General features: G+C 68.4%; 24 protein-coding genes. 15 read left to right on the plus strand and 9 right to left on the minus strand.

Translation table 11 applies throughout. From position 1 onward, the window contains the following. A partial coding sequence (locus tag MKK70_RS05040; RefSeq protein ID WP_243946183.1) for a sugar transferase occupies window positions 1–713 on the minus strand: 713 nt, incomplete at its 3' end. A 299-nt stretch (window positions 714–1012) separates the two neighbouring features. On the opposite strand from MKK70_RS05040, the gene MKK70_RS30805 reads away from it, so the two are divergent. Continuing rightward, window positions 1013–1225, plus strand: a complete 213-nt coding sequence (locus MKK70_RS30805; protein WP_243946184.1) for a hypothetical protein — start codon at window positions 1013–1015, stop codon at window positions 1223–1225. A gap of 1356 nt (window positions 1226–2581) precedes the next feature. Here the strand turns inward: MKK70_RS30805 and ctrA are convergent. Continuing rightward, on the minus strand, window positions 2582–3283 hold the full coding sequence (ctrA, locus tag MKK70_RS05050) for a response regulator transcription factor CtrA (protein WP_243946185.1): 702 nt from the start codon (window positions 3281–3283) through the stop codon (window positions 2582–2584). A 418-nt stretch (window positions 3284–3701) separates the two neighbouring features. Here ctrA and fliI point away from each other — a divergent pair, with 418 nt between their 5' ends. The 5 genes from fliI (at window position 3702) to MKK70_RS05075 (ending at window position 7871) form a co-directional block, all read left to right on the plus strand. Then, window positions 3702–5057, plus strand: coding sequence for a flagellar protein export ATPase FliI (gene fliI, locus MKK70_RS05055; RefSeq protein WP_147843018.1), 1356 nt, complete (start codon window positions 3702–3704; stop codon window positions 5055–5057). Window positions 5058–5143: 86 nt separating this feature from the next. Continuing rightward, entirely contained in the window at window positions 5144–5551 is a 408-nt protein-coding gene (gene fliJ, locus MKK70_RS05060) for a flagellar export protein FliJ (protein WP_147728232.1), read from the plus strand. Between the two features lie 173 nt (window positions 5552–5724). Continuing rightward, window positions 5725–6777, plus strand: a complete 1053-nt coding sequence (locus MKK70_RS05065; protein ID WP_147728231.1) for a lysylphosphatidylglycerol synthase domain-containing protein — start codon at window positions 5725–5727, stop codon at window positions 6775–6777. A gap of 12 nt (window positions 6778–6789) precedes the next feature. Next, window positions 6790–7353: a hypothetical protein gene (locus MKK70_RS05070; RefSeq protein ID WP_243946186.1), complete on the plus strand. Its 564-nt coding sequence runs from the start codon at window positions 6790–6792 to the stop codon at window positions 7351–7353. Further along, window positions 7350–7871 carry a hypothetical protein gene (locus MKK70_RS05075; protein WP_243946187.1) on the plus strand — a complete coding sequence of 174 codons (522 nt, stop codon included), beginning with the start codon at window positions 7350–7352 and terminating at the stop codon, window positions 7869–7871. Before MKK70_RS05070 ends, MKK70_RS05075 begins: the two co-directional genes overlap by 4 nt. Here MKK70_RS05075 and flhA read toward each other — a convergent pair. Continuing rightward, the gene (gene flhA, locus MKK70_RS05080; protein WP_243946189.1) at window positions 7783–9930 is read right to left on the minus strand and encodes a flagellar biosynthesis protein FlhA; all 2148 of its coding nucleotides are present in this window, start codon (window positions 9928–9930) and stop codon (window positions 7783–7785) included. The two genes, MKK70_RS05075 and flhA, sit on opposite strands and share 89 nt — an antisense overlap. A 197-nt stretch (window positions 9931–10127) precedes the next feature. On the opposite strand from flhA, the gene MKK70_RS05085 reads away from it, so the two are divergent. Next, entirely contained in the window at window positions 10128–10868 is a 741-nt protein-coding gene (locus MKK70_RS05085; RefSeq protein WP_243946191.1) for a general stress protein, read from the plus strand. 28 nt (window positions 10869–10896) lie between these two features. Here MKK70_RS05085 and MKK70_RS05090 read toward each other — a convergent pair whose 3' ends face one another. The 5 genes from MKK70_RS05090 to MKK70_RS05110 form a co-directional block, all read right to left on the minus strand. Then, window positions 10897–12138, minus strand: a complete 1242-nt coding sequence (locus tag MKK70_RS05090; RefSeq protein WP_147726066.1) for a capsule biosynthesis protein — start codon at window positions 12136–12138, stop codon at window positions 10897–10899. Between the two features lie 88 nt (window positions 12139–12226). Next, the gene (locus MKK70_RS05095; RefSeq protein ID WP_147726065.1) at window positions 12227–12880 is read right to left on the minus strand and encodes an ABC transporter ATP-binding protein; all 654 of its coding nucleotides are present in this window, start codon (window positions 12878–12880) and stop codon (window positions 12227–12229) included. 94 nt (window positions 12881–12974) lie between these two features. Further along, window positions 12975–13769, minus strand: coding sequence for an ABC transporter ATP-binding protein (locus tag MKK70_RS05100; protein WP_147726064.1), 795 nt, complete (start codon window positions 13767–13769; stop codon window positions 12975–12977). A gap of 7 nt (window positions 13770–13776) precedes the next feature. Further along, window positions 13777–14586 carry an ABC transporter permease gene (locus tag MKK70_RS05105; RefSeq protein ID WP_243946193.1) on the minus strand — a complete coding sequence of 270 codons (810 nt, stop codon included), beginning with the start codon at window positions 14584–14586 and terminating at the stop codon, window positions 13777–13779. Next, complete coding sequence (locus tag MKK70_RS05110) at window positions 14586–15566, minus strand: ABC transporter substrate-binding protein (protein ID WP_243946195.1); 981 nt, start codon at window positions 15564–15566, stop codon at window positions 14586–14588. The genes MKK70_RS05105 and MKK70_RS05110 overlap by 1 nt, the downstream gene beginning before the upstream one ends. Before the next feature lie 114 nt (window positions 15567–15680). Between MKK70_RS05110 and MKK70_RS30810 the strand changes: the two genes are divergently transcribed. The 5 genes from MKK70_RS30810 (at window position 15681) to MKK70_RS05135 (ending at window position 20119) form a co-directional block, all read left to right on the plus strand. Beyond that, window positions 15681–16613, plus strand: a complete 933-nt coding sequence (locus MKK70_RS30810; RefSeq protein WP_243946197.1) for a 3-hydroxyacyl-CoA dehydrogenase NAD-binding domain-containing protein — start codon at window positions 15681–15683, stop codon at window positions 16611–16613. 116 nt (window positions 16614–16729) lie between these two features. Continuing rightward, the gene (locus MKK70_RS05120) at window positions 16730–17647 is read left to right on the plus strand and encodes an AEC family transporter (RefSeq protein WP_279596327.1); all 918 of its coding nucleotides are present in this window, start codon (window positions 16730–16732) and stop codon (window positions 17645–17647) included. Between the two features lie 128 nt (window positions 17648–17775). Next, window positions 17776–19008, plus strand: a complete 1233-nt coding sequence (locus MKK70_RS05125; protein WP_147726060.1) for an acyl-CoA dehydrogenase — start codon at window positions 17776–17778, stop codon at window positions 19006–19008. Between the two features lie 116 nt (window positions 19009–19124). Continuing rightward, window positions 19125–19802 carry a BA14K family protein gene (locus MKK70_RS05130; RefSeq protein ID WP_243946199.1) on the plus strand — a complete coding sequence of 226 codons (678 nt, stop codon included), beginning with the start codon at window positions 19125–19127 and terminating at the stop codon, window positions 19800–19802. A gap of 101 nt (window positions 19803–19903) precedes the next feature. Further along, window positions 19904–20119 carry a hypothetical protein gene (locus MKK70_RS05135; protein ID WP_147726058.1) on the plus strand — a complete coding sequence of 72 codons (216 nt, stop codon included), beginning with the start codon at window positions 19904–19906 and terminating at the stop codon, window positions 20117–20119. 103 nt (window positions 20120–20222) lie between these two features. Here the strand turns inward: MKK70_RS05135 and MKK70_RS05140 are convergent, their stop codons facing one another. Further along, a complete protein-coding gene (locus MKK70_RS05140; RefSeq protein WP_243936268.1) occupies window positions 20223–22514 on the minus strand; it encodes an FdhF/YdeP family oxidoreductase in 2292 nt (763 codons plus the stop codon). Window positions 22515–22699: 185 nt separating this feature from the next. Between MKK70_RS05140 and MKK70_RS05145 the strand changes: the two genes are divergently transcribed. The 3 genes from MKK70_RS05145 to MKK70_RS05155 all read left to right on the plus strand — a co-directional run bounded on the left by MKK70_RS05145 (window position 22700) and on the right by MKK70_RS05155 (window position 26064). Continuing rightward, the gene (locus MKK70_RS05145) at window positions 22700–24094 is read left to right on the plus strand and encodes a pentapeptide repeat-containing protein (RefSeq protein ID WP_243946201.1); all 1395 of its coding nucleotides are present in this window, start codon (window positions 22700–22702) and stop codon (window positions 24092–24094) included. A 62-nt stretch (window positions 24095–24156) separates the two neighbouring features. After that, window positions 24157–25491 carry an alpha-amylase family glycosyl hydrolase gene (locus MKK70_RS05150; protein ID WP_243946203.1) on the plus strand — a complete coding sequence of 445 codons (1335 nt, stop codon included), beginning with the start codon at window positions 24157–24159 and terminating at the stop codon, window positions 25489–25491. A gap of 51 nt (window positions 25492–25542) precedes the next feature. After that, entirely contained in the window at window positions 25543–26064 is a 522-nt protein-coding gene (locus tag MKK70_RS05155) for an SRPBCC family protein (RefSeq protein WP_243946205.1), read from the plus strand. The last annotated feature ends 12 nt before the right edge of the window (window positions 26065–26076 follow it).

Raw genomic sequence — 26076 nt, forward strand, 5'->3', positions numbered from 1 at the left:
CTGCCGCGTTGAGCCAGGACCGCCGGGATCGTGCGCAGCATGATGGCGATGTCGCGACCCAGCCCCCAATGCGTAGCGTAATCGAGATCCAGCGCCACCCGCTCGGCATACGAACAATCGCTGCGCCCCGACACCTGCCACAGACCCGTGACCCCAGGCGTGACCGAGAAGCAGGTGGCAAAAGCAGAGCCGTAGCGCTCGACCTCGGCCTGAACGATCGGACGGGGGCCAACCAGGCTCATCTCGCCCAGCAGCACGTTCACGAGCTGGGGCAGTTCGTCGAGGCTGGTCTTGCGCAGCACCAAACCCAGCGGAGTCACGCGCGGATCGTTGGCGAGCTTGTGCGTTTCGTCCCATTCCCGCTGGGCGGCCGGATTGGCAGCCAGGTGGGCCCGCAGCACTGCATCACCGTCCGGAACCATCGAGCGGAACTTGAGGCACCCGAAACGGCGGCCCTTTCGCCCAATCCGCATGTGACGAAAGATCGGAGCCTTGCCGTCCCCAGCCCAGACGAGCAAGCCAAGCAGCAGGAGCAACGGCAACAGGAGAAACAGTGCCGTACCGGCCACGCTGATATCGAGGCTGCGCTTGCCCAGCCGTTCCAGACGCCGTGCCTTTCCGAGTGGCAGCACCGCCTGTGTGACCACCTCGCTCAGATGCTGCGGTGCAACGGCCGTGGTCGGAACCACTGCGTTCCAGCGAGTATCTGTCATTGGTTCAAAGCTCCGTTGGCAGGTCAGCGTCGAGCTTCAAGGCATACCGAAGGCACTGCCGGCGCGTTCACATTTGCGCCTTAACGGATCATCAACCAAAACCGATCCCGACTTAATTAAGCCATATTCCTGAAAAGATGCAAAAGTTGCCTAGCTTTCTGAGCTTTGGACTGCTGCTCATGAGGCTGTTCACAGGCGGTAATTTATCCATTCGCCGACGTCTTGGCCGGTTTCATTGGGGAGGGGCATGTCGCAAACTCGGATCTGAGACACGGAACGACCTCTTCCACGACGAGGGCGTGGCGTTCCAGGCCTACGCCGATCCGACGCTGGCCGGGGCCGACGCGCTGACCGTGCAGCGCTTCCTCGATACCGCCACGGGCGAGCACCATTACATCGCGGGTGACGCCGAGACCGCGGCCTTCGAGCAAGCCCAGGCCGGCGGCAGCTGGGTTCACGAGGGAGTTGCCTTCACGGTCCATACTCCTGTGAGCGGCACACTGGATTATTAAGAGGGTTCGATAGCCTTAGGGGGATGCAGCCCCATGAGCCCGGATGGCACCTGTCCGGGGTGGGGATGCCTAAGGCTCCCATGCGAGGCATGTGGGAGATCCCGGCACACCTGCTCAACCCGGTTGTCACGGCGTGATCGGACAGCTCCTTGATACCGTGCGCCCCGGCCACGTCGCCAAGACGGCAGCTCCTAAACCAAAGGCCGGTGGCACCGTTCGATGCGGACCAGATCAGGGCGTGGAGGGTGAGAAGCGGCAGCACTTCGCCACGATCCCAGCCGATCGCTTGGCGGGTGAGTGAGGCTAACCCGTATCACTCTCCGGCAAGCCAGACGTCAGACCCTGATCGATCGTATGGCAGCCGATACACTCGCTGCGGTCCGTTAGGTCAGCTCGCTTTTTTCCATCAACTCGGCACCCTGATGCCATGCGGGTTTACCCTACCGGCAGGTACGTACTCGTGCGAGGCAGCAGACTGGAACTCCGGCCTTTCTTTGAGCATGATCTTATGCAACCAGCAGTTGCAGAGGAGGATGTCATGATTGTGCTCGCATTAGCAGCCCTTTTCGGTGGGGCAGCAACGGCTGCTTGGATGGCTGATTACGGCACAATCGCCATAATTTTGTCGATGCCCTTCGGGGGAAGCTTCGCCGCACTGATTGGCGCTGTACTGTTAGTAATTCGGGACAAAGAAACGAAGAATGAAAGAGAAGCGTTGACACTGCCGAGACTGATACACCCACCCCACTGAATAGTGAACAAAGATTGTTCGGCGCTTAAATACATATTTATGATTTAACGTACCTATGGACTGCGTTGGTTTCTTATATTAACACAAATCTTAATTGCCTGACAAATGACCGCTATCATGTCTATCTTGTAAGCGATCTAAGGTAGCTAGATTGTTCGATCCGCGTGGTCGATCCAGTACCCATCTTCATCCGCCAGCATACTCTTTACTACCTCCAGTTTTGAGCGATCGCGGGCATCGCCGCAAGCCTGCGACCTGCATCGAAAGTCCGACGGGTCGACCTCCCTACCCCGTTCTCTTGATTGTTTATTCACGCAGTTTACAACCCTAAGTTTCATAGTATGATAGGCAATGCCGCTAGGCAGGATCGTGCGCGATCGCTCAAGGGATCAAGCCTCTGTCCTTAGGCGTCCTACTGAGGTCCGGCATCTCGATCGTTGGGGGCTGAGCATGGTGGTGGTGTTTGACCCTCAAACCGGCAAGCTAATCCAGATCCGGATCCCGCCCCGGCCGCCTCCTAACCCGAAGAGCGGCAGCTATCGGTCCGCCTAGGCTCGTTCGCGTTCGTGGCGGCTCAAGCCTTGTGCTTTCAGCAGCATAGCTCCTCAGCTCGCCATAGCCCGCATCTCGGGCACACCCTCACGTAGCACGTAGCCACGGCCCCAGATCGTCTCGATGTAGTTCTTGCCGCCCGATGCGTTGGCGAGCTTCCTACGCAGCTTGCAGATGAACACGTCGATGATCTTCAGTTCGGGCTCATCCATGCCGCCGTAGAGATGGTTGAGGAACATCTCCTTGGTGATCGTCGTGCCCTTCCGCAGAGCAAGAAGCTCCAGCATCTGGTACTCCTTGCCGGTGAGCGGGACCCGCGTTCCAGCAATCTCGACGACCTTCTGATCGAGATTGATGACCATGCCTTCGATATCGATCACCGACTCGGCGTGGCCTTGCGAGCGGCGGACGATCGCGTGGATGCGGGCCACAAGTTCGTCCTTGTGGAACGGCTTGGTGAGGTAGTCGTCGGCGCCGAAGCCGAGGCCCTTCACCTTGTCCTCGATGCCGGCCATGCCCGACAGGATCAGGATCGGCGTCTTGACCTTGGCGACGCGAAGGTTGCGAAGCACTTCGTAGCCCGACATGTCGGGCAGGTTCAGATCGAGCAGGATGATGTCGTAATCGTAGAGCTTGCCGAGATCGATTCCTTCCTCACCGAGATCGGTGGTGTAGGTGTTGAAGTTCTCGGACTTGAGCATCAACTCGATGCTCTGCGCCGTGGCGCCGTCGTCCTCGATCAGAAGTACCCGCATCGTCGATCCCCAGCCCGGCCGGCCGTATCAGCGTTCGGACACGTCGCCGCCATTCGTCCGCCACCGGCCTGTGGACGGACGCCCCATCGTCATTGACGTGAAACGCTATTCGTTAATCGTTAACAAAACCTGATTCTGTGTGGCAAGCGATCGTTTGACCCCGCCTCGACCTTTTTGCGTCCGGTGTTTGCGGTCTGTTCTCACCGCACAAACCGTCCGCGGCCGACGCCGCGCCCCCCGCCCCAGCCAAGTCCTTCACCCGTAACGGGCCGCACCCGTTTGTGACCGTTCCGCCACATCCGGCACGCATGTCCTGAGCGGATCGAGGGACCCGGACCGGCACTGCGATCGGCCCCGCTACAAGCCCGATGACCGCAGTGTTAAGGAGGGAGGTAAACGAACCGTTAGGGCTTCAGGAATGACGCAGGACCAGGGTGGGACCGCGGCACGGACGCTCTCGGGAATCCGCGCCGGGCTGGAGCGCGTCGAGCCGCTGGAGACCTACGGGCGTGTCGTCGCGATTCGCGGCCTGCTCGTCGAGGTCGCAGGCCCCGTCGCCGCGATGCGGCTCGGCGGGCGGCTCGATGTCGAGGGCGCCGGCAGCGCCGGGCTGATCCCGTGCGAGATCATCGGCTTCCAGGGCGACCGGGCGCTCGCCATGCCGTTCGGCTCGCTCGAGGGCGTCCGCCGCGGCTGCCCCGCCTTCGTCCGCGACGAGGCCGCGGGCGCGATCCGGCCCTCGCCGGCCTGGCTCGGGCGCGTCGTCGATGCGCTGGGCCGCCCGGTGGACGGCCTCGGCCCGCTCGCCAGCGGGCCGGAGATCTACCCGCTGCGGGCCGACCCGCCGCCCGCCCATGCCCGACGCCGCGTCGGGACGCCGCTCGATCTCGGGGTGCGCTGCCTCAACACCTTCCTGACGATGTGCGCCGGGCAGCGCATGGGCATCTTCGCCGGCTCCGGCGTCGGCAAGTCCGTGCTGCTGTCGATGCTCGCCCGCTACACCGCCGCCGACGTCGCGGTGATCGGTCTCGTGGGCGAGCGCGGCCGCGAGGTTCAGGAATTCCTACAGGACGACCTCGGCGCCGCCGGCCTCGCCCGGTCCGTGGTCGTGGTCGCGACCTCGGACGAGCCGGCCCTGATGCGCCGGAACGCCGCCTACGTGACCCTCTCCGTCGCCGAGCATTTCCGCGATCAGGGCGCCAAGGTGCTGTGCATGATCGATTCGATCACGCGCTTTGCCATGGCCCAGCGCGACATCGGCCTTGCCGCCGGTGAGCCGCCGACCGCCAAGGGCTACACCCCGACGGTGTTCTCGGAGCTGCCGCGCCTGCTCGAGCGCGCCGGCCCCGGCGTGGGGGAGGGGACGATCTCGGCGCTGTTCACGGTTCTGGTGGAGGGCGACGACCACAACGAGCCGGTGGCGGATGCGGTGCGCGGCATCCTCGACGGGCACATCGTGATGGAGCGCTCCATCGCCGAGCGCGGGCGCTATCCGGCGGTGAACGTGCTGCGCTCGGTCTCGCGCACCATGCCGCGGTCCTGCGACCCGGCCTTCCTCCCGGTGGTGCGGCGGGCGCGCAAGCTGCTCGCGACCTACGCCGACATGGAGGAGCTGATCCGCCTCGGCGCCTACCGCGCCGGCGCCTCGGCCGAGGTCGACGAGGCGGTGGCGCTCATGCCGCGATTGGAGGCTTTTCTGGGGCAGGGTAAGGAAGAAGCAACCTCCATCGGCGATGGTTACGCACGGCTCGCGGAGATCGTGGGCGGTTCCTGAGACGTGCGGTGCGGCGGCCCTTCGCCGCCTCCGCTCCTCGGGTCATATGCCTGGATCTCCTGCGTTGTGTGGAGTGAGCGTATCCCATGAAATCGCGTGACACGCTGATCCGGCTGCGCCGCTTTCAGGTCGACGAGAAGCGCCGCCGCGTCACCCAGATCGAGATGATGATGGCCGACTTCCAGCGCATGGCGATGGAGCTCGACCGCGAGGTCGTCCACGAGGAGGCCCGCGCCGGCATCACCGACATCGGGCATTTCGCCTACCCGACCTACGCCCGCGCCGCCGCCACGCGCCGGGACAACATGCGCCAATCGGCGATCGCCCTGGAAGGCCAGCTCGCCGAGGCCAAGGCCGAGCTCGGCGAGGCGTTCGAGGACCTGAAGAAGGTCGAGATCCTCGACGATCGCGAGCGCTCGGCCGAGCGCGCTGCGGAAGCCGTCCGCGAGCAGGCGGCGATGGACGGGATCGGCCTCGCCCGCGCCCGCGCCTGAGGCGAGCCGCGCCCCAGCGCCTCAGGCGCGGGCGCGGGCGCGCGAGAGGCAAGGCGGCACGAAACCGTCATGATCCGATGACATCAGACCGCGCAGGCGCGCTCCCGCGGGCGTGCTTGCGATGCGTCGCGTCCTGACGCATCAGGGGCGTTCCCCCCGAGGTGTCGGTGTCCATGAAGAAGATCAGCGATTTCATCTGGCCGATCGTCGGCCTCGCCGCGGTGATCGTCTCCGGATACCTGCTGTTTCGTGAATTGCGCGGCATCTCGCTGTCGGAGATCAAGGGTAGCCTCGCCGCCATCCCGCCGCACCGCTTCCTGCTCGCCGCCCTGTCGACGCTGGTCGCGTACGCCGCTTTGGCTTGGTACGACCGGATCGCGCTGCTGCATCTCGGCGTGACGCACATCTCAACGTTCTTCGTCTCGGTCTGCTCCTTCACCACCTACGCGCTGTCGCACAACATCGGCGCCTCGGTATTCTCCGGGGCGGTGGTGCGCTACCGCGCCTACACCGCCAAGGGCCTGTCGGCCGCGCAGGTCGCGGTGCTCGTGGCCCTGTGCTCCTTCACCTTCGGCCTCGGGACGATCCTGCTCGGCGGCTTCGTGCTCGTCGCGCTCCCCGATACCCTGACGCGCCTCCAGGGCTACCTGCCGGCAATCCTCACCAACCCGAGCACCGCCCGCACCCTCGGCGCTGTCCTGCTCGGCGCGGTCGCGCTATACATCGCCGGCTCGCTGCTCCGGCTGAAGCCGCTGACGATCCGGTCGTTCAAGCTCGAGTACCCGCGCCCGCCGATCATGATCCGGCAGATCATCGCGGCCCCGCTTGAGCTGCTGGGGGCCGCCGGCATCATCTATTTCGCGCTGCCCGAGGCGCACAATCCCGGCTTCCTCGTGGTCCTTGCGGTCTTCCTCGCCTCGTTCTCGGCGGCGCTGGTCTCGAACGCGCCGGGCGGCCTCGGCGTGTTCGAGCTGGTCTTCGTGGTGGCGATGCCCGACATCGCTCGGCCCTCGATCATCGCCGCGCTCCTCGTCTTCCGGATGTTCTATTTCTGGCTTCCGTTCCTGATCTCGGTGATCGTGGTGCTGCTCTACGAGCGCAACCGCCTGGCCGGCGCCCTGCGCGGGACCGGGACGTCGGCAGCCCCCACGCCGGACCCGCCGCTCGTCGCGCCCGGCCTCGATCCGGCGAAGATCGAGCGGGACCTGAAGCAGAAGACGGTGTGAGAGACAGGGCTTATGGCGCAACCGCTCGGCCACGAGCGCTTGCGGCAGGCCCTTGAGGCCCTCGGAGCGGATCTGGCCGCGCGCGGCCTTTTCGTCGAACTGGCCGTGCACCGTGGCGGCGCTCTGATCCTTCGCGTCGCATGGCGGCGATCGACGCGGGACGTCGACGCGGTGGTGCGGGAAGGTTTCGACGAGGCGACGCTCGCGCCATCCGTCGCCCGGGTCGCCGGGCTGATGGGCCTCGATCCCGACTGGCTCAACAATGCCGTCGGCATGTTCACGCCCCTCGACGAGCCCGAGAGCTTGTTCGATGTGTCGGGCACCTATCCCAGCGAGGGCCCCCCGGGGCTGAGGACGCTCGTGGCCCGTCCGCACTATCTCCTCGCCATGAAGCTCCGCGCCCTGAGCAGCCTCGATCGCGGAACGCGCGACATGGACGATGCCCGCGCGCTCGCCGCCCATCTCGGGATCCTCGACCTGGAAAGCCTGCACGCCCTCTACGCGTCGATCTACGACGAAGCCCCGCCGATCGATGCGCAACTCCGCTTTCCGGGCGTCCTGGACGCGTCGCCGTGAGACCCGCCACGCTGCACGCGCTCGCCATCCGCATCCGCGAGGATGGCGAATGGGATCATCACAGCCGCGAGTTTCTCGACGCATTCTACGCGCTCGACGGCGAGATCGAGCGCCAGGCGGCGATGATCGCCGGCGATCCCGGACTCGTCGGCGATCGGCGCGCGGAGGCCTATCTCGGTGCGATCGCCGAGCATCTTGCACGCCGTTGGGGATTGCCGATCCCCGGATGGGTGCGGGACGACGCGCGTTACCTCACCACGGCGTGGTTCCTGCCGGACGAGCCGAACCTGCGCGACTACCTGCTCTGCGCGAGCCCGGTCGCCTTCCGGGTTCGCCTGATCTTCACGGGTCCGGATCCGCTGCAACGCGCGCGATTTCCCTATCGCCGCGGCGTTCGAAGCCTGCCGCTCGATTATCCGCCGCCGGACCTCAGACCGAGCCGACGTTGCGAAGCCGCGCCCGCGCGTGAATCTCCGCCTGGCTCATCACCGGCGTCTCGCGGCGGAAGCGCTCGATGATCGAGCGGACGAAGGGCCGGGCCTGGACCGAGGTGACGAGCACCGGCATCTCGCCCATGCGGGCGGCGGTCTCGAACCGGTCGCGCACCGTCTGCACGAATTCGGTGAGCTTCGAGGGCTGCATCGCCAGGTAGCGCTCGTCGCGCTCGCCGACGATCGAATCGAGGAAGGCCTGCTCCCAGGCCGGCGACAGGGTGATGATCGGCAGCATGCCGTCGGCGCCCTGATACTGCGCACAGATCTGGCGGCCGAGCCGCGCGCGGACGTGCTCGACGATGTCGCGCGGGTTCTTGATCGATCCGGCGACCTCGGCGATGCCCTCGACGATGGCGCCGAGGTCGCGGATCGAGACGCGCTCGGCCAGCAGGAACTGCAGCACCCGCTGGATGCCGGTGGTGTTGATCTGCGAGGGCACGACCTCCTTGACCAGGTCGGCGTGCTCCTTGGACAGCTCGCGCAGCAGCTTCGAGACCTCGACGTGGTTGAGAAGTTCCGAGACGTGCGCCTTGATGATCTCGGTGAGGTGCGTCGAGACGACGGTGGCCGCATCGACGACCGTGTAGCCCTTGAGCTGGGCCTGATCGCGCAGGGACGCGTCGATCCAGGTCGCCGGCAGGCCGAAGGTCGGCTCCAGCATGTGCTGGCCGGGAAGCTGCACCTGCCCGCCCATCGGGTCCATCGCCATGAACTGGCCGGGGAAGATCTGGCCGGTTCCGGCCTCGATCTCCTTCACGCGCACGACGTAGGCGTTGGCGTCGAGCTGCACGTTGTCGAGGATCCGAACGGAGGGCATGACGAAGCCGAGATCGGCCGCCAGCTGTCGGCGCAGCGCCTTGATCTGGTCGGTCAGCCGGTCCTGTCCCTCGCCGTTCACGAGGGCGAGGAGGGCGTAGCCCATCTCGAGCTTCAGCTCGTCAAGCTTCAGGAGGTCGGTGACCGTCTCCTCCTTCTCCTTGGCCGCGGCCGCCACCGCCGCCGCGTCCATCGGCACGCCGGCGGCATCGAGCGGGGGCGCCTCGCGGGCGGTCTTCGCGAACCGCCAGGCGGCGTAGCCGGAGGCGCCGGCGAGGGCGAGGAACGGCAGCATCGGCATGCCGGGCATCAGCGCGATCAGCACCATCACGCCCGAGGACATGCCGAGCGCCTTCGGGTAGTTGGCGAGCTGCTTGCCGAGCGCCTTGTCGGCCGAGCCCTTCACGCCGGCCTTCGAGACGAGGATGCCGGCCGCGGTCGAGACGATCAGCGCCGGAACCTGCGAGGCGAGGCCGTCGCCGATGGTGAGCAGGGTGTAGCTCTTGGCCGCCGTGCCGATCGCCATGTCCTGCTGCGCGACGCCGATGATGATGCCGCCGACCACGTTGATGAAGGTGATGAGCAGGGCCGCGATCGCGTCGCCGCGGACGAACTTCGAGGCGCCGTCCATGGCGCCGAAGAACGACGATTCCTCCTCGAGCGCCGAGCGCCGCGCCTTGGCGACCTTCTCGTCGATCAGGCCGGCCGAAAGGTCGGCGTCGATCGCCATCTGCTTGCCGGGCATCGCGTCGAGGGTGAACCGCGCCGCGACCTCGGCGATGCGGCCCGAGCCCTTGGTGATCACGACGAAGTTCACGATGATCAGGATCGCGAACACGATGATCCCGATGACGAAGTTGCCGCCCATCACGAAGTTGCCGAAGGCTTCGATGACGTGGCCGGCCGCCGCCGTGCCCTCGTGACCGTGCCCGAGGATCAGCCGGGTCGAGGCGAGGTTGAGCGCCAGCCGCAGCATGGTCGCCATCAGCAGCAGCGTCGGGAAGACGGTGAACTCGAGCGGGTTGTCGATGAACAGCCCGGTCATCATGATCAGCACCGACATGATGATCGACACGGCGAGCAGCAAGTCGAGCAGCACCGACGGCAGCGGGAAGATCAGCACCGCGAGGATGCCCATCACCGCGGTGGCGAAGAACAGGTCGGTGCGCTTGGTGAGCGCATCGAGGCTGGCGCGGTTCGGCATCGAGAAGCCGGCGAGCGCCGACAGGCCTCCGCTCCGCTCCGACGCGATCGCCGTCTCGCTCATGTCCACCGCTCCCGCCCGCGACGGGCGGACCCGGCAAGATCTGCCGGGCGGATGGTTAGCGGCGCCTTAACGGACGCGATCGATGCCTAAGGCCAAGCTGGAACCCGGCTCGGATCCCGGGGCTTGAACGGGCTCGGGATCGGGTCCGCCGTCCAGGCGGTTTGCGCGATCCGAGGTTCGAGACCGGAGGAATGCCCATGGCGATGCGAGCCATCACCGCCCTGTTCGACGATTACGACGCGGCGGCCCGCGCGGTCGACAAGCTCGAGGCCGAGGGCATCCCGCACGGCGACATCAGCATCGTCGCGAACAACGCCGAGGATCGGCACGCCGGGCGCTTGGCCCCCGTCGGGGATCCGACGCGCTCGTCCGACCCGAACGACGCCAACGTCGGAGGCGCCGGCACCGGCGCGACGCTCGGCACCGTGCTCGGCGGCGGCGCCGGCCTCCTGGCGGGGCTCGGGATGCTGGCGATTCCCGGCATCGGCCCGGTGGTGGCGGCGGGCTGGCTCATCGCGACCGCGGCCGGCGCCGGCGTCGGCGCGGCGGCGGGCGGGCTGCTCGGCGCGCTGACCGGCGCCGGCCTCAGCGAGCACGAGGCGGAGACGTATGCGGAGGGCGTGCGCCGGGGCGGGACCCTCGTCACCGCGCGCGTCGACGAGGGCCATGCCGACCGCGTCCTCGCCATCCTTGATCGGCACGGCTCGATCGATCTCGACGAGCGGGCGCAGGGCTGGCGGGCACAGGGCTGGACCGGCGGGATGACCGGCTCGGACGGGGCGAGGGGCGAGATCGGGTCGACCGCGATCGGCGCCGCAGGCTCGACCACGACGGGGCTCGACACCGAGAGCGGTCACACCCTGCTGCCGGCGGAGGAGCACAAGGCCGCCGGCACGCCGCCTGCGCCGACCCAGACCTTCGGATCGGACCGCCGCTGACCGCCCGAACCTGGTCGCCTTGCGGCGATCAGGTTATCTGCTTGCGGGCGAACAGGGCGGCGGCGAAGAACACCGCCGCGCCCGCCGCGACCAGGCTGCTCATCAGCAGGCGCCGCGGTTGCGTCGAGGATTCCGCCAGCACCGGCTCGACGATCGGGCTGAAGAACTCGATCTGCCGCGCCGCGATCATCCGCGCGCGCTCGTTGGCGGCGATGACCTTGGCGTAGTATTTCTCGGTGTCCTTGCGCTCGTTGTCCAAGGCTTCGAAGCGCGTCAGCGCGTCGGAAAGCAGGCGTTTCTGCTCCGGATCCTGGCTCGCCGACTGACGCTCGATCCGGCTGATGTTGTCGTCGAGGTCCTTGATCTGCGCCTTCATGTCTTGGATCCGGCGCGATTCCGGTGCGAGGTCGCGCAGCGACATCGTCAGCTGAACCGACAGGTTGATGCGCGCGGCACGAAGCTCGCCGATCACCTTCAGATTGGTCTCGTTGGCCTTCTGCGCGTCGAGGACGCCGTCCCGGTTGCGCAGGTCGCGCACCGCGAGGCGGATCTTGGCGAGGCGTTCCTCGGCGAGGCGCATCTCGCGGTTGCTCTCGGCGACCGCGTCGGTGCGCGCGCGCATGCTGAGCTCGTTCACCATCCGCTCGGCTTCCGCCATCACCGCCTTGGTGATCGCCAGCGACTCGGCCGGGTCGAATGCCGACACCGTCAGCGACATGATGCCGGAGCTGCCCTCGAGCTCGACGTTCACGCGCTCGCGCCAGTATTTCAGGAACTTCTCGATCGGCTTCTCGGCGTCGAAGCGGGAGAGGAAGTCGATCTGATCCCGGCTGAACCATTCCCGGATCGGCAGCTTCGCCTGAATGACTTCCAGCATCGGCCGGCTGAGGACGTACTGGTGCGTGATCAGCACGTCCTGGGCCAGCATCTCCTTGGGAACGCCGGCGTTGGTGCCGACCGCGTCGGGGGTCGCCTTCTCGGCGCCGCCGAGCGCCGGGCGCAGCGCGAAGCGCGCCTCGGTGACGAAGCGGTCGGAGGCCATGAGGCCGTAATAGATCCCGCCGAGCGCGGTCGGCAGGACGAAGCAGAGCACGAACAGGATCGGCAGCCACGGATCGCTCTTCACGTGGCTCTGGTAGGAGCGGATGCCCTTCTTGCGGTCGGCGAAGCGGGACAGCCGCGCGATCTGGCTCAGCGACTCCGCCACCGCCTTGGACCGGTCGGCGGTCGTCAGCGGCTGGCCCTGGGGATTGCGGATCTCGACGTTCATGGACCTGCTGTTTCCGTTGTCCCGGCGGAGGCGGCGACCACCCTCGGCTTCGTGCGCGGCGAAACGATGTCCGCCGCGCCGCGCATCCTCACGCGTTCAGGCGGCGATAGACCTCGATCGCGTCGTTGACGTCCTCGTAGATGATCGCGCGGCCGTTGATCAGCACGATGCCCTGCGTGCACCACTCGCGGATGGTCTCCATCGAGTGGGACACCATGATGACGTCGGCCGACTTGCGCCGCTCGGCGAACACCTCCGAGCAGCGCCGCTGGAAGCGCGCGTCGCCGACCGCCGTGACCTCGTCGATCAGGTAGCAGTCGAACGGGATCGCCATGCTCATCCCGAAGGCGAGGCGGGAGCCCATGCCGGAGGAGTAGGTCCGGATCGGCACGTCGAGGTAGCTGCCGAGTTCGGAGAAGTCCTCGACGTAGTCGAGCACCCGCTTCGGGTCCTCGCCGTACACCCGGGCGACGAAGATCACGTTGTCGCGCCCCGTCATCATCGGGTGGAAGCCGCCGCCGAAGCCGAGCGGCCAGGAGACCCGGAGGTTCCGCTTGATCTTGCCGCTCGTCGGCTCCTCGGTGCCGCCGATCATGCGCATCGTCGTCGACTTGCCGGCGCCGTTGATCCCGAGGATGCCGTAGCTGATGCCGGGCTTCAGCGTCAGCGACACCCGCTCCAGGATCGTGCGGCGGTGGCCGTCGGTCTTGTAGATCTTGGTGACGTTCTCGAAGCGGATCACCGCGGGCCGGTCTCCTCGGCGCGACCGGGTCGGCAGGCCGCCCCGCGGCTGTGCGCACCGAAAACGGCGAATCTGAGGATGGCCGGCCGCGCGCCTAATCGACGGCCGGGGCGTGCAACTCGGCGTTGGTGAAGCGCTGCTGCTCCTCCATCACCAGCGCGCCGAGCTCGCGCTTGATCGCGTTAAAGTCCTGGCTCGCCGGATCGCGCGGGCGCGGCATCGGCACGACGACGTCGCGTTTGATCCGGCCCGGGCGGTAGGTCATCACCAGGATGCGGTCGGCGAGGTAGATCGCCTCCTCGATCGAGTGCGTCACGAACACGATCGTCTTGCGGTATTCCGACCAGATCCGGAGCAGCTCGTCCTGCAGCGTTCGGCGGGTCAGGGCGTCGAGCGCGCCGAAGGGCTCGTCCATCAGCATCACCGGCGGGTCGAGGGCCAGGATGCGGGCGATCGCGACGCGCTGGCGCATGCCGCCGGACAGGTCCTTCGGATAGCGCTTGCGGAAGTCGGAAAGGCCGAGCGTCGCGACGATGCGGTCGACGGTGACGGTCGCCTCGGGCTTGGGCACCCCCTTGATGTCGAGGCCGAAGCGCACGTTGTCCTCGACGTTCATCCACGGGAACAGCGCGTATTCCTGGAAGACCATGCCGCGGTCCGGCCCCGGCTGGGTCACCGGGCGGCCGCCCAGCGTGATCCGCCCGTCGGTCAGCGGGGTGAAGCCGGCGATGGCGTTCAGCAGGGTGGACTTGCCGCAGCCCGACGGACCGAGCAGGCACAGGAACTGGCCTTCGGGCACCGTGGCGGTGATGTCCTGCAGCGCCGCGACCGCGGCGGTTCCAGAGCCGAACACCTTCACGGCGTTCGCGACGACGATCTCTGCGGACATGAACGGCCTATCGCTCGAGGCCGCGATGCCAGCGCAGCAGGTGGTCGTTGAGGCGGCTCATCGCGCCGTCGATGATCAGGCCGAGGATGCCGATCGTCAGCATGCCGCCGATGATCTTGTCCGACCACATGTACTCGCGCGCCTCGAGGATGCGGTAGCCGAGGCCGTCGGAGACCGCGATCATCTCGGCGACGATCACGACGATGAAGGCCGTGCCGATCCCGATCCGCATGCCGGCCAGCACATAGGGGCTCGCCGCCGGCAGGATCACGCGGCGGAACATCGTCCAGGAATTCGCCCCGAGGTTCCGGGCTGCGCGGATGTAGATCGAGTCGACCTGCCGGACGCCGGCGATGGTGTTGACCAGCACCGGGAAGAAGGTGCCGAGCGCGATCAGGAACAGGGCCGGCGGGTTGCCGAGCCCGAACCAGACGATGGCGAGCGGGATGTAGGCGATCGGCGGGATCGGGCGCAGCACCTGCAGCAGCGGATTGAACAGCGCGTAGAGCCGGTCGCTGGTGCCGAGCATCAGCCCGGTCGGCACCGCGAGCCCGGCCCCGATGACGAAGCCCGAGAGCACCCGCGTCAGGCTCGACACCGCGTCGTGCGGCATCTCGCCGGAGAAGAGCCAGGCGGCGTAGCTCTCCTGGCCCGGCTCGTAGGGGAGGGCGGGCAGGAGGCCGGCATACCACTTCACCGCGACCGCGCTCGGCGGCGGCAGGACGATCGGCGAAAACACCCCGACCCGGCTCAGGATCTCCCAGAGGACCAGCAGCCCGACCGGGACGACGGCGCCGCGAAGCGAGGACAGCCGCATCACTTGATCTTCAGCTCGGCCTTGGCCCTGTCGAGAAGATCGGTCTTCACCCACTCGGCGTCGCTCTTGGGCGGGGTCACCATCTTACCCAGGCCGTACTTCATCATGTAGTCGGTGGTCGTCTGCATGTGGCCGGCCGGGACGTCGTAGGTGTAGCTCGCGTTGGCCATGCCGTCGCGAAAGTCCTGGCTCGAGAGCTGGCCCTTGAACACCGATTCCCGCACGTACTTCTCGGCGAGCGCCGGGTCGTCGATGAACGCCTTGGTCGCGGCCACGAACAGCTTGAGGACGCGTCCGGCGATCTTGGGCTTCTCGTTGTACATCTTCTCGGTCATGACGAGCGGACGCACCGGAATGCCGATCGGCGTGTCGTAGGGCTTCACCACCTCGACGCCCCAGCCGGCGCTGATCGCCTGGGTCGATTGCGGCTCCGACTGGCAGATCACGTCGACGTACTTCTGCGCCAGCGCCTGGTTCAGGTCGGCGTAGTTGTTGAAGTAGATCAGCTGCACGTCCTTGCCGGCGCGCTCGCCCCAGGTCATGCCGTGCTTGTCGAGCTCGGCGAGCAGCATCAGGTCCTGCGTCCCGCCGCGGACGGTGGCGACCTTGAGGCCCTTCACGTCCTTCAGCGTCTTCACCGCGTCGAGGTCCGGCCGCTTCAGGATCCGCACGCCGCCGTTGGCGAAGCCCGCCACGACGTAGAGCTTCACGCCGTTGCCGCGCGCCGCCACCGCGCCGTCGGCGCCCGAGGCCGAGATGTCGATCTGGTCGACCGCCATCGCCGGATAGATGTCGGCGCCCTTGGCGAACTGCTTCTCGTCGATCTTCAGGCCGAACTTCGGGGCGATCTCCTTCATGTACGAGATCGCGCCGTAATGGGCGAACTTCAGGTTCCCGAGGCGGACGACGTCGTCGGCCTGCGCCGCTCCGGCGGCCAGGAACAGGATTGCGGCGGCGGCGGCCGAAGCGCGCTTGAACATCGATGTCCTCCGGTCGCAGGTTGTCCCGCCTGCGTTTGGCCCGACGCTGTACGCCGGGCGTCGCATTGACTAGGCGCGGGCTCGACTGAAAGTAAAGCGCAGGGAGGCGACGCGGTGACAGCTGTTGAAACGGATGAAACCGGCCCGATAGCCGTGGTCGGCTGCGGCACGCTCGGCGCGAGCTGGGCGGCGCTCTTCCTGGCGCACGGCTTCGATGTGGCGGCCTACGACACCGCCCCCGGCTTCGCCGATCGGATGCTTGCGTCCGTCGCCCGATACCGCGATCAGCTGGCCGAGCTCGGCCCGACCGGCACGGGTCGCCTCGAGATCTGCGAGACGCTCGACCAAGCCGTGTCCGGCGCCGTCTTCGTCCAGGAGAACGCGCCGGAGAACGAGGCGGTCAAGCGCGCGATCCTGGCCGAGCTCGACGCGCGGGCGGCCCCCGGCGTGATCGTCGCGTCGAGCACCTCGGCGATGCTGCGCAGCCGGATCGTCGCCGATTGCGGCACGCCCGAGCGCGTGATCGTCGCCCACCCGTTCCACCCGCCGCACCTGGTTCCGCTGGTCGAGATCGTCACCGGCGACGCCGCGGTCGCCGAGCGCGCGGCGGCGTTCTACGCCGGGCTCGGACGGCGCCCGGTGATCCTGCGGCGCGAGATACCGGGCCACGTCGCCAACCGCCTCGCCTCGGCCCTGTACCGCGAGGCGGTGAACCTCGTTGCCGAGGGGGTCGCGAGCGTCGCCGACATCGACGCCGCGCTCTGCAACGGGCCGGGCCTGCGCTGGGCGGCGATGGGGCCGCACATGACCTACCATCTCGGCGGCGGCGCGGGCGGCATCCGGCACTATCTCGACCATCTTGGCCCGAGCCAGGTCCGCCGCTGGGAGAGCCTCGGCCATCCCGACCTGAGCGAGGCGGTGAAGGACGCCATCGTCGAGGGCGTCGCGGCGGAGGCGGCCGGACGCTCGCTCGCCGACCTCGAAGCCCGCCGCGACCGGGCGCTGATCGACATCCTGAAGGCCCGGACCGAGGTCGCCGGGCCGTAGCCGGCGCAAGGGTTCGCTGCGGCCATGCGCCGGGCGCAGCGCGACGCCCGAAGCGGGCGTGCTATGCGCGGCACCTCCTCGAACACGAACCGGTCTGCCATCCCGTGAACGCCGTGATGATCATCGTCCCGATCTTCGGGATCATCCTGATCGGCTGGGGCGCCGCGCTCGCCGGGCTGCTCTCCGACAAGGTGAGCGAGGGCCTGTCGGAATACGTCTTCGCCATCGCCGTGCCGTCGCTGATCATCGCGACGCTGACCCGGCCCGGCCTCGAAGGCGAGATCGCCTGGGGCTACTGGATCGCCTATTTCGGCGGCGCCGGCGTGTCGTGGCTCGCCGGCTCGCTGATCGCGCGGCGGCGGGACGGCATCGGGCGGCAGGGCGCGATCCTGCACGGCTTCGCTGCGAGCCAGTCCAACACGATCTTCGTCGGCGTGCCGACCATCCTGCAGGCCTACGGCGAGGAGGGCGCGTTCCCGCTCTTCCTGCTGCTCGCCGTCCACCTGCCGCTGATGATGGGCTGCGCCACCTTCCTGATCGAGGCGGAGGCCGGTCGCTCCCTGTGGCAGCGCCTGCGCGGCCTCGCTCTCGTGCTGATCCGCAACCCGATCTTCGTGGCGCTGCTCATCGGGATGGCGCTGAAGCAGGGCGGCGTCGTCCCGTCCGGTATCCCGAAGTCGCTGATCGACATGTTCGCGGCGACCGCCTCGACCTGCGCGCTGATCGCGCTCGGCGCCGGGCTGCGGCGCTACCGGGTGCTGTTCGACCTGCCGGGTGCCGTGGTGATCGCGCTGCTCAAGCTCGTCGTGCATCCGCTGATCGTGTGGCTGCTGGCGACCAAGGTGTTCGCGATGCCGCCGGCCTATGCCGGCGTCGCGACCCTGTTCGCGGCGATGCCGGTCGGCATCAACGCCTACCTGCTCGCCATGCGCTACCGCACCGAGACCGGGCTGATCGCGGCCTCCCTGCTGGTCTCGACGCTGCTCGCGCCCTTCACCACCATCGCCTGGCTGACCCTGCTCGGCCGGGCGTGACAGCGGCGCGCGGCTGACCCTTCGCCGCGCCGGGCGCGGTGGAAGTCGGCGCGCATCCGTCTATCTTCGCGAGCAACGGACCGGCGGACCACCGAACCGGCGAAGACAGTCTCGGAGAGGGACCGACCATGAACGCACCGATGCGCGCGCCTGCCGGAAGCGCCGGCCCCACGGCCAAGGCGTCGGCCGGCTTCGTCTGGGACGACCCGTTCCTGCTCGACGACCAGCTCACCGAGGACGAGCGCGCGATCCGCGACGTTGCGCACGACTTCGCGCAGGAGCGTTTGCTGCCCGGCATCGTCGAGGCCTACGCCGAGGAGAAGACCAACCCGGACCTGTTTCGAGAGATGGGCGCGCTCGGCCTGCTCGGCGTGACGATCCCGGAGGAGTACGGCTGCGCCGGCGCCGGCTACGTCGCCTACGGCTTGGTGGCCCGCGCCGTCGAGCGGGTCGATTCCGGCTACCGCTCGATGATGAGCGTGCAGTCGTCCCTGGTGATGTACCCGATCCACGCCTACGGCTCCGAGGCGCAGCGCCGTAAGTTCCTGCCGAAGCTCGCATCCGGCGAGTTCATCGGCTGCTTCGGCCTGACCGAGCCCGATGCCGGCTCGGATCCCGGCGGGATGAAGACGCGAGCCGAGAAGATCGACGGCGGCTACCGCCTGTCGGGCGCCAAGATGTGGATCTCGAACGCGCCCTTCGCCGACGTGTTCGTGGTCTGGGCGAAGTCCGACGCGCATGACGGCGCGATCCGCGGCTTCATCCTGGAGAAGGGCATGAAGGGGCTCTCCGCCCCAACGCTGAAGGGAAAGCTGTCGCTTCGCGCCTCGACCACGGGCGAGATCGTGATGGAGGGCGTCGAGGTCGGCGAGGACGCGCTGCTGCCGAACGTCTCCGGGCTGAAGGGGCCGTTCGGCTGCCTCAACCGCGCCCGCTACGGCATCTCGTGGGGGGCGATGGGTGCCGCCGAGGATTGCTGGCACCGGGCGCGGTCCTACACCCTGGAGCGCAAGCAGTTCGGCCGTCCGCTGGCGCAGACGCAGCTGATCCAGAAGAAGCTCGCCGACATGCAGACCGAGATCACCCTCGGGCTGCAGGCGTCCTTGCGCGTCGGCCGCCTGATGGACGAGGGCAAGATGGCGCCGGAGATGATCTCGCTGATCAAGCGCAACAATTGCGGCAAGGCGCTCGACATCGCGCGGACCGCCCGCGACATGCACGGCGGCAACGGCATCATGGGCGAGTACCACGTGATGCGGCACGCCCAGAACCTCGAGACGGTCAATACCTACGAGGGCACGCACGACGTCCACGCCCTGATCCTCGGGCGTGCGCAGACCGGGCTGCAGGCCTTCTTCTGAACGGAGGACCGCGACGATTGGATGTTTCGCCGCGGGCACACGATACAACGGTACGTTTCTCTCTCTCGCGCGTTGTTTATCCGACAACATCATGTCGATGAACGAGTGAGAGTCTTATGAAACGGATTGTTCTGACATCCGCGCTGATGGTCGGCGCCCTCGCGATGCTTCCGGCGACGGTCGACGCCCGCGGCTTCGGCGGTCGCGGCGGCGGCATCGGCGGCGGTCACGGCTTCGGCGGGGGCGGATTCGGCGGCGGCCGTGGCTTCGGTGGTGGCGGCTTCGCGGGTCGCGGCATCGGCGGCGGTGGCTTCGCCAATCGCGGGATCGGCGGCGGCTTCGCCAACCGAGGCGCGTTCGGCGGCAATGCCGGCTTCGCCAATCGCGGCGCATTCGGCGGAAACCGCGGCTTCGCCAACAACGCGGGCTTCGCCAACCGCGGGATCGGCCGGGGCTACGGCGCCGGTTATGGGCGCGGTTACCGCGGCGGGTACGGTCGCGGCCTCGGATACGGCGCCGCCGGGCTCGGCCTCGGGCTGGCGACCGGCGCGCTGATCGGCGGCGGCCTGGGTTACGGCTACGGCGGATACGGCTACGACGACAACTACTACGGCGGCGGCTATGCGCCAGCCGGCTACGGCTACGGCTACAATCCGGGATACACCGAGGTTCAGACCGAGGTGGCGCCGGGGCCGCAGGAATCGGTGAGCTACTGCATCCAGCGCTTCCGCTCCTACGATGTGCGGTCGCAGACCTACCTCGGCAACGACGGCCAGCGGCATTCCTGCCCGTAACGGCATCGTGCCGAACTGAAGGAGAGCCCCGCGGCCGAGAGGGTCGCGGGGCTTTTTGCTGCCGGCCGGATACCGTGCCGGGCCGAAGGGAAACTCACATCATGATGGCCGACGAAATCGAAGACCTGCACCGCGCCCGAACCGTGCTCGCACGCCAGCGCAACGCGATGACCAAGCGGCTCGCCGGGATCGATCTCGCGCCGGTCTCGATGGCCGAGGACCTGACCCGCATCCTCGTCGCGATCGAGGCCGTCGACCGGGCGCTGACCGCCGAGGGCCGTCCTTACATGGCGCCCGAGATACAGGCCGAGGGCTGACGGCCCAACGCCGACCCGAAAGGCTCGGGCCGGCGTTCCATGATCGATCACCCGTCGGATCGGCGCCCGCCAGGCGCCGGTCGTCCCTCGCCCGCGACCGGTCTCAGGCCGAGGCGACCTCGATCCGCACCGGGACCGACTTCGCCGCGGGCACCTTGCTGCGCTCGGCATGGTGCCAGAGCGGGATCAGCGGATTGCATTCGGGGTAGTAGCCGCCGACGCAACCCTTCGGGATGTCGTAGGCGAGCACCCGAAACCCATCCACCCGCCGAACGACCTGGTCGTTGGCCGCACCGACGAGATCGACGTTCTGCGCATCGCGCAGGCCGAGGCGGGCGATGTCGTCGCGGTTCATGAACAGCACCATGCGCGTGCCTTTGACGCCGCGGAAGCGATCGTCGTAGCCGTAGATCGTGGTGTTGAACTGATCGTTCGACCGCATCGTGATGAGGCGCATCACGTCCGGATCGGCCTGCTCGGTGTCGGGATCGGCCGACAGCCCGCGGGGGGTGACGAAGTTCGCCTTGCCGCTCTCGGTCTTCCAATCGCGGTCGGCCGCGGGGATCGGACGGCGGAAGCCGCCGGGCGTCCACATCCGCGCGTTGAAGTCCTTGAACTGATCCGGATAGGTCGCCTCGATCGCGTCGCGCACGCTGGCGTAGTCGCTGCCCCAGCGATCCCAGTCGATTCGCGGATTGGGCGCCAGCGTCGCCTTGGCGATCCCGGCGACGATCCGCGGCTCGGAAAGCAGTTCCGGTCCCGCCGGCTCGGCATAGCCCTTCGAGCCGTGGATGCACGCGGTCGAATCCTCCATCGAGACCGCCTGCCGTCCTCCGGCCTGCTGGTCGATCTCGATCCGGCCGAGGCAGGGCAGGATGTAGGCGACCTCGCCGTGGATCAGGTGGTTGCGGTTGAGCTTGGTCGAGATCTGCACCGTCAGGCGCAGGGTCTTCCAGGCCGCCTCCATCAGCGTGGTCTCCGGGACGGCGCGGATGAAGTTCCCGCCGAGCGCCACGAACGCCTTCACCGACCCGTCGAGGATGCCCTCGCAGGCCTCGACGGTGTTGAGGCCCTTCTCCATCGGCGGCTCGAAATCGTAGAGCTGCCGCAGCTTGTCGTTCGGCACCAGCTCCGGCTTCTCGGTGATGCCGACCGTGCGCTGCCCCTGGACGTTGGAGTGCCCCCGGACCGGGCAGATGCCGGCGCCGCGCTTCCCGATGTTGCCGCGCATCAGGAGCAGGTTGACCAGGGCCTGCACCGTCTCGACGCCCATGCGGTGCTGCGTCAGCCCCATCCCGTAGACGCCGATCGTCGCCTTCGCCTTGGCGTAGGTCGCGGCCGTCTGCTCCAGGGCCTTCCGCGTCAGGCCGGAATGCCGCTCGAGCTCGTCCCAGGTCTTTTCGCGCACGGAGGCCGCGAACGCCTCGAAGCCCTGGGTGTGCTCGGCGATGAAGGCGGTGTCGAGAACCCGCTCCGCCCCGCTCGCGATCGCCGCGTCGTCGAGCGCCAGCAGCGCCTTGCAGATGCCGTAGATCGCCCCGAGGTCGCCGCCGGCCTTCACCTGGAGGTACTGCGACGAGATCCGCGTCTCGGATCGCGTCAGCATCTCGAGCGGCGCCTGCGGATTGGTGAAGCGCTCCAGCCCGCGCTCGCGGAACGGGTTGAAGGTGATGATCGGGACGCCGCGCCGGCTGGCGTCCTGCAGCGGGTGCAGCATCCGCGGCGCGTTCGAGCCGGGGTTCTGGCCGAAAAACAGGATGCAGTCGGTATGCTCGAACGCCTCCAGCAAAACGGTGCCGACCGGCGAGCCGATGCTCTCGGGCAGGGCCACGGAGGTCGATTCGTGGCACATGTTCGACGAGTCGGGCAGGTTGTTGTTGCCGTAGAGCCGCGCCAGCAGGCCGTACATGTACGAGGTCTCGAGCGAGGCGCGGCCCGAGGCGTAGAACACCGCCTGCTTCGGCTCGAGCGCCTTCAGCTCGGCGCCGATCTCCGCGAAGGCGTCGTCCCACGAGACCGGCCGGTACCGGTCGGTCGCCGCGTCCCAGCGCAGCGGCACGGTGAGGCGGCCGAGCTCCTCGAGATCGTAGTCGCGCCAGCCGGCGAGCTCGGTCACGGTATGGGCGGCGAAGAAGTCGGCGCCGACGCGCTTGCGCGTCACCTCCCACGCGGTGGCCTTGGCGCCGTTCTCGCAATACTCGAACACCGCCGGCTTGCCGGGCTTGGCCCAGGCGCAGCTGACGCACATGAACCCGCCGGGCTTGTTTTGGTGGCGCAGCATCAACCCGCCGGTGACGGGGATCTGCTCGCGCAGCAGGATCTCGGTCAGCGACTTCGCCGACCCCCAGCCGCCGGCCGGCCCCTCGTAGGGATCGAGCTGCACCGAATCCGTCATTCCCGAGACTCCAACTTCGCGTTCGCGGATCGGGCCGAAGGCGCGATCATCGGGGAAGAACCGTCCGTCGGTGCGAAAGGGTCCGGTCGGGCGCATGCGGCAAACATCGCGCGCGCGCAGGGTCGGCGGCGGGCGGTCGGCCGTGCTACGGCTCGCCCCGGCCATCATCGAAAGCACGCCCCCGATTGTCCGACCGGAACGAGACCCCGCTGCCGCGCGCCGCAGACGCCCCGCGCGACGCCCGAACCGAAGCGGTCCTCGACCGGATCGCCGCCGCGGGGAGCACCCGCTTCGGGACCGGCGAGCACGGGCTCGATCTCGTGCGCATCGACGCCGCGGGCGCAACGCTCGCGCAGCGCATCGACCCGGAGGCGCCCGCGCCGGCGTGGTGGGACCCCGAATGCGGCGGCCTGAACCTCGCCGACGCGGTCCTCGACAGGGCCCGGATGGAAGGGGCGAACCTCTCGGCCGCGAACCTGCGGCGGGCGAACCTCTCCGGCGCGGTCGGCCGCTCCGCCACCTTCGCCGGCGCGAACCTGGAAGAGGCCGACCTCGGCGAGGCCGACCTCAGCGGCACCGATTTCCGGGGCATCGTCGCCGGCCAGGCGAGCTTCCGCGAGGCGATGCTGGAGGATGCACGCTTCGACGACGCGGCGTTGCGCTTCGCGAAGTTCCCGCAGGCGCTGCTCGACGGCGCGAACTTCTCCGGCGCCGACCTGTGGGGCGCGGACTTCACCGGGGCGGATGCCGACGACACCAGCTTCAAGGGGGCGCGGCTCGACGAGGCCGACCTCTCCGACGTGAACCTGACGCACGCGGACTTCGAGGGCGCGAGCCTGACCAAGGCGCGCCTCGTCGGCTCGCGGCTTCGCGGCGCCAACCTCTCGAACGTCAAGCTCGACGGCGCCGACCTCTCCGGCGCGGACCTCTCGGAGACCAGCCTGGTCCGGCTCAACTTCGTCACGTGCAAGCTGCACCATGCCCGCTTCGCCGGCGCCTGGCTCAACGGCACGCGGATGCGGATCGAGCAGCTCGGCGGCATGGTCGGCGAGGAGGCCGCGGGCGACTACGCCGGCGCGCAGGCGAGCTACCTCGCGCTGGAGCAGAACCTGAAGAGCATCGGGAGCCACGACGAGGCGAGCTGGGCGTACAAGCGCGGCCGAAGGATGGGGCGGTTCGAGGCCGGGGAGAAGACCAACGCGGCCTGGACCGCACGGGACGGGCGGGCGTTCCTGCGCCACGGCTACCGCTGGACCTCGGACCGCTTCGTCGAGTGGCTGTGCGACTACGGCGAGAGCCTGTCGCGGATCGCCCGCGCCTTCGCCATCTTGATCGTCGTCTTCGCGGTCCTGTTCGGTTTCGCCGGCGGCCTGATCCCGGACGGGTCGACCGAGCCGACCCGGAACGCCGTCGACTGGCTGAGCTACAGCGCGCTCAACATGATGACGGCGAACCCGCCGGAGATCGGCGTCAAGCCGATCGGCCGCTTCACCAACCTGCTCGTCGGCATCGAAGGCGCCGCCGGCATCATCCTGATGGGGTTGTACGGCTTCGTGCTCGGCAACCGGCTGCGCCGCTGATTTTGCCGGGTGCGCCCTATGTCACGGGGCAGGGCCGCGCCGGCCGAGGATCACGCACCTTCATGCCCGACTGGATTCGCGACACCGTGTGGTGGCAGGTCTACCCGCTCGGCTTCGTCGGGGCGGAAGGCACGCGTCGACGCGGCGCCGAGGTCGCGCATCGCCTGGACCACATCGTCGCCTGGCTCGACTACGCCGCCGATCTCGGCGCGACCGGCCTCGCGCTCGGCCCGATCTTCGCGTCCGAGACCCACGGCTACGACACGATCGACTACCTGCGCATCGACCCGCGGCTCGGCGACGAGGCCGACTTCGACCGGCTGATCGCGGCGGCCCATGCCCGCGGGCTGAAGGTCCTGCTCGACGGCGTGTTCAACCATGTCGGGCAGGATTTTCCGGCGTTCCGCACTGTCCTCGACGAGGGCCCGTCCGCCGCCCGGGCCGGCTGGTTCCACCTGTCCTGGCCGGAGGGCACCAACCCCGGCGACGTGCCGGACCACCGCTGCTTCGAGGGCTACAGCGCCCTGGTCACCCTGAACCACGACCACCCAGAGGTCGCCGACCACGTCGTCGCGGTGATGAACCACTGGCTGGCCCGCGGCGCCGACGGCTGGCGCCTCGACGCGGCCTACGCCGTCCCGCGCGCCTTCTGGACGCGCGTCCTGCCGCGGGTCCGCGCGGCGCATCCGGACGCCTACCTCGTCGGCGAGGTGATCCACGGCGATTACGCCGGCATCGTCGCCGAGACCGGCCTCGATTCGGTGACGCAGTACGAGCTGTGGAAGGCGATCTGGAGCGGTCTCAACGACTGCAACCTGTTCGAGCTGGCACACGCGCTGAAGCGGCACGACGACTTTCTCGACGCCTTCGTGCCGATGACCTTCGTCGGCAACCACGACGTCACCCGGATCGCGAGCCGGATCGCCGACATCCGGCACCTGCCCCATGCCCTGGCCGTGCTGCTCACCGTCGGCGGCACGCCCTCGATCTATGCCGGCGACGAGCAGGCCTTCCGCGGCATCAAGGAGGACCGGGCCGGCGGCGACGACGCCATCCGCCCGGCCTTCCCCCCGAGCCCCGACGACCTCGCGCCGGAAGGCTGGCCGACCTACCGGCTGCATCAGGACCTCATCGCCCTGCGCCGGCGGCATCCGTGGCTGCACACGGCGCGGACGCGCGCGCTGCATCTGACCAACACCGCCCTGACGCTGGAAGCGCACGGCGACGGGCAACGGCTCCTCCTCGCCCTCAACCTGTCGGACGAGCCGTCGGAGCAGCCGGCGCCGGGCGCGCTCGGCCTCGAAGCCGGGCAGGGCGAGGTGATCGGCGAGGGCGAGTCTCAGGCCCGCATCCGCCTTTCGCCGCACGGATGGGCGATCCTCGCGGCAAAGGCGTGATTGCCGGGCGCGCCGCCCTAGGTGGAGATCGTGAAGCGGACGAGGCCGACCATGCAGACGCGAGCGCGCACGACCGGGATCCGCAAGCCGTCGCCCGGACACCTCGTCATCGCGGTCTCGCTCGGCATCGTCGCGCATGCCGGGGCCGCCTCGGCGCTGGAAGTGACCCGCTCCCGCATCGTCGCCGCGCCGCCCGCCGCGATCTGGTCGTTGATCGGTGGCTTCTGCGACATCGCGCGGTGGCACCCGCAGGTGACGCGCTGCACGCTGTCGTCGGAAGACGGCGCCCCGGTGCGCGCCCTCGTCGCGGCGGGCGGCCTCGGCACGCTCATCGAGATCGAGACCGCGCGGGACGAGACGGCGCTGAGCTATTCCTACAGGCTCGTCTCCGGGCCGTTGCCGACGAAGGACTACACGTCGACGCTCTCGGTCACGCCGATCGGCAAGGGTGCGACGGTCACCTGGACCGCGCGCTTCGAGGCGGAGGGGATGACCGAGGCCGAGGCGGTCGCCGACATCGCCGGCGTCTACGAGGCGGGCCTCGCCGGCATCGCCAAGGAAGCCGCTCCCTAGGCGAGCCGTGCG

This window comes from Methylobacterium sp. E-041, from assembly GCF_022829665.1.
GTDB lineage: Bacteria > Pseudomonadota > Alphaproteobacteria > Rhizobiales > Beijerinckiaceae > Methylobacterium.

Coding starts and splice junctions, on each gene's coding strand:
- ctrA (WP_243946185.1), bottom strand. CDS start 3,283: ATGCGGGTACTTCTGATCGAGGACGACGGCGCCACGGCGCAGAGCATC.
- fliI (WP_147843018.1), top strand. CDS start 3,702: ATGACGCAGGACCAGGGTGGGACCGCGGCACGGACGCTCTCGGGAATC.
- fliJ (WP_147728232.1), top strand. CDS start 5,144: ATGAAATCGCGTGACACGCTGATCCGGCTGCGCCGCTTTCAGGTCGAC.
- MKK70_RS05065 (WP_147728231.1), top strand. CDS start 5,725: ATGAAGAAGATCAGCGATTTCATCTGGCCGATCGTCGGCCTCGCCGCG.
- MKK70_RS05070 (WP_243946186.1), top strand. CDS start 6,790: ATGGCGCAACCGCTCGGCCACGAGCGCTTGCGGCAGGCCCTTGAGGCC.
- flhA (WP_243946189.1), bottom strand. CDS start 9,930: ATGAGCGAGACGGCGATCGCGTCGGAGCGGAGCGGAGGCCTGTCGGCG.
- MKK70_RS05085 (WP_243946191.1), top strand. CDS start 10,128: ATGGCGATGCGAGCCATCACCGCCCTGTTCGACGATTACGACGCGGCG.
- MKK70_RS05090 (WP_147726066.1), bottom strand. CDS start 12,138: ATGAACGTCGAGATCCGCAATCCCCAGGGCCAGCCGCTGACGACCGCC.
- MKK70_RS05100 (WP_147726064.1), bottom strand. CDS start 13,769: ATGTCCGCAGAGATCGTCGTCGCGAACGCCGTGAAGGTGTTCGGCTCT.
- MKK70_RS05105 (WP_243946193.1), bottom strand. CDS start 14,586: ATGCGGCTGTCCTCGCTTCGCGGCGCCGTCGTCCCGGTCGGGCTGCTG.
- MKK70_RS05110 (WP_243946195.1), bottom strand. CDS start 15,566: ATGTTCAAGCGCGCTTCGGCCGCCGCCGCCGCAATCCTGTTCCTGGCC.
- MKK70_RS05120 (WP_279596327.1), top strand. CDS start 16,730: ATGATCATCGTCCCGATCTTCGGGATCATCCTGATCGGCTGGGGCGCC.
- MKK70_RS05125 (WP_147726060.1), top strand. CDS start 17,776: ATGAACGCACCGATGCGCGCGCCTGCCGGAAGCGCCGGCCCCACGGCC.
- MKK70_RS05130 (WP_243946199.1), top strand. CDS start 19,125: ATGAAACGGATTGTTCTGACATCCGCGCTGATGGTCGGCGCCCTCGCG.
- MKK70_RS05135 (WP_147726058.1), top strand. CDS start 19,904: ATGATGGCCGACGAAATCGAAGACCTGCACCGCGCCCGAACCGTGCTC.
- MKK70_RS05140 (WP_243936268.1), bottom strand. CDS start 22,514: ATGACGGATTCGGTGCAGCTCGATCCCTACGAGGGGCCGGCCGGCGGC.
- MKK70_RS05150 (WP_243946203.1), top strand. CDS start 24,157: ATGCCCGACTGGATTCGCGACACCGTGTGGTGGCAGGTCTACCCGCTC.
- MKK70_RS05155 (WP_243946205.1), top strand. CDS start 25,543: ATGCAGACGCGAGCGCGCACGACCGGGATCCGCAAGCCGTCGCCCGGA.